The organism is Gemmatimonadota bacterium (genome assembly GCA_026705765.1).
Classification (GTDB): domain Bacteria; phylum Latescibacterota; class UBA2968; order UBA2968; family UBA2968; genus VXRD01.
In genome coordinates this window covers 1-4883 of sequence record JAPPAB010000115.1, presented here as the reverse complement: position 1 = coordinate 4883, position 4883 = coordinate 1, and the positions used below count along the sequence as shown (strand labels likewise).

Here is a 4883-nt window from a genome sequence, read left to right as displayed (position 1 = left end):
TGTTCCGAAACCGCAGCTTTAAAGCCTACTGGTTTGAGACCGGCACGCCGACATTTCTGATCGAGACACTACTATCGCGCGGGGTCAGTTCGCTGGCTCTGGACAACATGCTGGGCAGTGATGATTTGCTGTCGGCTTTTGATGTTGACCACATCGCCACCGAAGCATTGCTGTTCCAGACCGGGTATCTCACGATTATCCAAACCGAACCGCGCGGTGGCGAGATGTATTATCGGCTATCCTATCCGAATCGGGAAGTGCGTCAGAGCTTGAACAGGAGCCTGCTAAATCACCTGACTGGCGATCCCTCACAGCGCACAGAGCATCGCGCCCGTCTGTATGACCTGCTGCTGGTCAATGATTTTGCGAGTCTGGAAAGCCTGTTCAAGGCGTTCTTTGCCAGCATTCCCTACCAGTGGCACACAAACAATGACATAGCGAACTACGAAGGCTACTACGCCAGCGTCTTCTACTCCTATTTCGCATCGGTGGGCTTCGACATCGTTGTGGAAGACAGCAGCAGCGATGGGCGTCTGGACATGGCGGTTCGTTTCAACGACAATGTGTATCTGTTCGAGTTCAAAGTGATGGAATTGGCACCGGAAGGGACTGCAATGGTGCAATTGCAGGCAAAGGGATATGCGGACAAATACCGCGATCTGGGCGAGCCGATTCATCTGATCGGGGTAGAGTTCAGCCGCGAGACCCGCAATCTGATAGGGTTCGAGACAGCTCTTGCATGAAGAGTACAAACCGATGAAAAGTCTCACCTTCCCAATCAGATGCATCTACTTTTTTCTTCCTATCTGTATCTTGCTCGCGGATAGAGATTGGAGTGTATCACAATGATTGGTGCTTGATACACCCATTTGGGTTTTGATTTTCTTAATGAGGGCGATATATTGTCTCGATTGAACGATATATCGCCCTCATTTTGTATAAAAATTTATGCATATTTTGTGAAGGGAAACACCATTTTTTATAGGAAGGTGAAGATGAAGTCTTGGTGGTTGACAGTCGGGGGCATCTTTCTGGCCCTTTGCCTGGACTCGGGGTTGGAAGCAGCGGAAAACCGTGTGGTGGAGATTATATACGACTTCAGAAAGGAACAGACAGGCTGTTGTCCCCAGATTATGATCGACACCAAACTTGAGGACTACAAATGCGTCAAGAGCAACTCTGACAATAATAACGCGAGCAGGGGACTGAAGAAACATCCATTTGAGATCAAGCCAACTGACAGCGTGATATTAATCATGAAATGGCAATGCGACGCCACGGCACCCTGTGACACTAAGGCTGCGGATATTCAGTACGCCGTAATGGGCAAGGCCAAGAACATCAACATACTGAAGATAATCTTGGAAAGTCTGACAAAATTAACTACGTCTAAATCCCAAAAAGCAGAACTGAGTCCGAGGCAGCCTACTGTATCCAAAGTTAATAGCAACACCTGTTTACTGTTGTTGCCGGTGAAAGACAACTTGGTGGCGGGCGGTTACCTTATAGTGACCTTTAATAAAAAAGAGAACTCGAATGGTAGTGTCATGGCCTCGTCAGGGACGTGGTCATTTCAAATTGGCATTCCTCCATCTCGATACACCGTGTCGCACGGTTTCGTGATCACAAACGCCGCAAAACCGAACCAACAGGAGTCCACGTTTAGGGATGACCATCCAGAATGGCGACTGGTTCCGTCGCCATTTACCTTCGTGAATCTCCAGCCGTGGTCCGGTTGGCTATATAAGCAATGGCGCATACCAAGGCCATATGTGTCCGTAGGATTCCAGTTGGGGAGTCAACCGTTCGATGACCTCGTTGTGGGCATGACATTGGGCCCTGAGGTAGGTAGTGTAGGCTTAAACTGCACTTTGGGCGGGGTCATTAGCCTTGAAACGGAGAAAGACTCTGATAGTGAGTTTGATATATCACATAATTGGGGATTGGCAGTCGGAGTGTCGCTGGTTTTCTAACCGTGTGTCTCAAAAACAGAGAACTCTACAATGAAGGACAGGAGGCAATATGTCTGAAACCGAACTTATGCAGCAAGAAATTGATCGTCTGCGTACACAGGTCAAAGCGCTCAAGTCGCGCAACCAACTTTCCCAGAATTACTACTATTCGGATGCGGCACAAAAAAATTGGTTGGATATCACACATATCCCGGAGTACGGCATTACCCCAGAAGCGGCGCAGATCATTATTGAGAGTGTCAATGGACTCGATTTCGACTATCGGTTTAACACATCGTCTTATGTCAATGTCTTTTTGGAAAAAGAAGAACGGGATATCGCCTTACTCGGTCTCCACGTCAATATGGCAGACCAGACAGTCTATCCCAATTCGTACAAATTGCACGATACTGTTGTCAATATGATTGCCAACTTGTGGCATTGCCCAAAACCTGACGATTTTGATGACTATGGCGTATATGCAGGTGCAGGTACCGTTGGTTCAACTGAAGCGTGTTTGCTGGCAGGGCTTGCCCTCAAATTCCGCTGGCGTGACTGGTATGCTAAGCGCAAAAACTTAACGGGTGACGATGTGCTGGGTAGCAGGCCCAATCTTGTTATTTCTACATGCTTTCAAGCTGCCTGGGAAAAACTGTTCAAGTACATGGATATTGAACCACGCCTTATTCAGCCATCTGTAGATACCTTTACCCTGGACCCAGAAAAAGTGCGCGAAGCGATTGATGAACATACGATGGGTGTGGTGTGTATTATGGGGAATCACTACAGCGGTCACTACGATCCTGTTGAACAGGTCAATGAGGTGGTTGAAGAAGTCAACGCAGCCAGGGGATATCAGGTCGGCATCCACGTAGATGCTGCATCGGGCGGGTTTATTGCGCCATTTCAGTCAAATCTGCGTCCATGGGATTTTCGCCTGAATAATGTGTTGTCCATATCTACCAGCGGTCACAAATACGGAGAATCGTGTTGTGGCACGGGTTGGATCGTGTGGCGGCAACGCAAAGATCTGAGCGAGCATGTCGCAATTTCAGTGACCTATCTCGGAGGCGATGCGGATTCCTATACCCTCAATTTTTCCAGACCCGCCAGTGGGGTTTACGTCCAGTATTACCAACTGATACGGCAGGGCTTGAGTGGATACCAACAATGTTGCGACAATCTGATGCAAAACGCAAAATTCTTGCGCGATGGTCTCAAAGCCATGACATACCGGAGGAAGCCGAGGTTCACGATCCTCGACAATGGAGATACAGAATGTTTACCCGTTGTCACAGCCAGGCTGAATCCAGACTGCGATATCAGCTACGACGATATTGACCTGCAGCACGTTTTGTCTCAGTACCGTTGGTATGTAAGTGGCTATAGAATGCAATACGAACATCCCTTAAGTGGAGAAACTTTGCCCTTATTTTACGATCAAGCGGGGCAGACATCCATGTTCCGCATCGTGGTAAAAAGCAATTTGACCCGCAATGTGGCAAAAAAACTCTTAGAGTCATTCATGAGCGCGTTTGAATTTATTGATCCACTTGATTTTACCAAGCTACATGGATTTAAGACCGAAAGTTTGCGTCATCAGGATCAGCGCATTACAAACCACTGTTGAACGGCAAACCTTGAGGTTGATACACGGCTAAAAGAGGAACACAATGGTATCGTCACGTATTGCTTTTTTTCGGAGATTATATACAAAAGTGCCGAAGCCATTAAACGAGGCAACCCTATCAGAGGCAAAACAAAAGGCCGTAAGTGTTGCTCTGTGGGAGCAAAAACTTACGACCTTTGAAGATAGATCAAAGTTCAGCGAGAAGATATTCTTGGCTCCCCAACAGTTCCATCGACTGAACTTTTCTGTGTGTGGGATAACTTCCCCATCCATCACTTCCGCAGGAACAAGAGGCCTATAATCGCAATCGGTCATAAGCCTTCAGAAAAATTTGTTACTCAAAAATTGCACCATCCCAACTATCTCAAAAGGGCCGTGTATTATCAAGAGCTTCTTGAAAAGGGGCATGTTCAATCTCAGACTGCACTTGCGAAGCAGGTGGGTATTTCGAGGACGCAAACTCGATTGATTCTACAGTTGCTCAAGCTGGATGAGGAAATTAAAGATTTTATTTTGAAATTGGATGACGCAGACCCAAGGTTGGGTTTCCTGGCGGTCTATCGGTTGCAGCCGTTACTCCAGCTTAAAAGCAAAGAGAGACAAAGAAGGAAATTTCGGGAGATGATCGAGGGGCAATATCCAAGTCAAAGTGCCTGTGAGCGGGTTGTGCTACCAGGACTTGATAGGTAAATAAAATAGACGATAGTATCTCTGTAACCTTGGACTCGACTCGTTTTGGTGTATAACAGCATAAAGGGTGCTTTCCGCAGCACTATCCACTGAAACGGGTCAAAGTCCATTTTTCAGGATCTCTGTGATAATTTTTCCCCTCTTTTCAGTGGACTTTTTCACATCAATTTTTATGACGCGCTGATCTTGCAGGTAACTTGTCTGCGCCATCACTGGGGCATTGACGTGTTCGGAGAATGGATTTGAAATTTCCCGAATATAATTATGGTGCTGATCTTTCTCATCCACCTGGAAATGAGAAAAAGAAAGACTGAATAAAGGGACATCCTTGACGTAAAAGCTCCCACCGTGACCGTAAATCTCAACGAATATGGTGTTGCGTGTACTCAATGAAAGCGTTTTCCCCGGAAATGCCAGCGCACCGATGGTAGTCGTTTCATTTGTACTCAGATCCATCACCTCCATGCGTACCCAAATATACTCGTAATGCCCCCAGCTATATGCGATGTCTGCGGTGTTATAGTTGGCGGGAAGTAGTTCTCCTTCCACAACATCGGACTTGCGCAAACACAGGCGATAGGTACCCTGTGACCATGTGAAGTCGTTTCGCA

5 protein-coding genes are annotated in these 4883 nt (G+C 47.0%); 4 read left to right on the top strand and 1 reads right to left on the bottom strand.

Annotated features, from left to right (window positions below; genetic code table 11):
- The 4 genes from OXH16_15820 to OXH16_15805 form a co-directional block, all read left to right on the top strand.
- Positions 1-743, top strand: a 743-nt coding sequence (locus OXH16_15820; GenBank protein ID MCY3682869.1) for a PD-(D/E)XK nuclease domain-containing protein, incomplete at its 5' end; no start/stop codon positions are given.
- Positions 744-995: 252 nt separating this feature from the next.
- Positions 996-1973 (top strand): hypothetical protein, encoded by a 978-nt coding sequence (locus OXH16_15815; GenBank protein ID MCY3682868.1) that lies wholly within the window; start codon positions 996-998, stop codon positions 1971-1973.
- Between the two features lie 49 nt (positions 1974-2022).
- The gene (locus OXH16_15810; GenBank protein MCY3682867.1) at positions 2023-3582 is read left to right on the top strand and encodes a glutamate decarboxylase; all 1560 of its coding nucleotides are present in this window, start codon (positions 2023-2025) and stop codon (positions 3580-3582) included.
- Positions 3583-3831: 249 nt separating this feature from the next.
- Positions 3832-4272 (top strand): hypothetical protein, encoded by a 441-nt coding sequence (locus tag OXH16_15805; GenBank protein ID MCY3682866.1) that lies wholly within the window; start codon positions 3832-3834, stop codon positions 4270-4272.
- A 99-nt stretch (positions 4273-4371) separates the two neighbouring features.
- Here the strand turns inward: OXH16_15805 and OXH16_15800 are convergent.
- A partial coding sequence (locus tag OXH16_15800) for a hypothetical protein (protein MCY3682865.1) occupies positions 4372-4883 on the bottom strand: 512 nt, incomplete at its 5' end.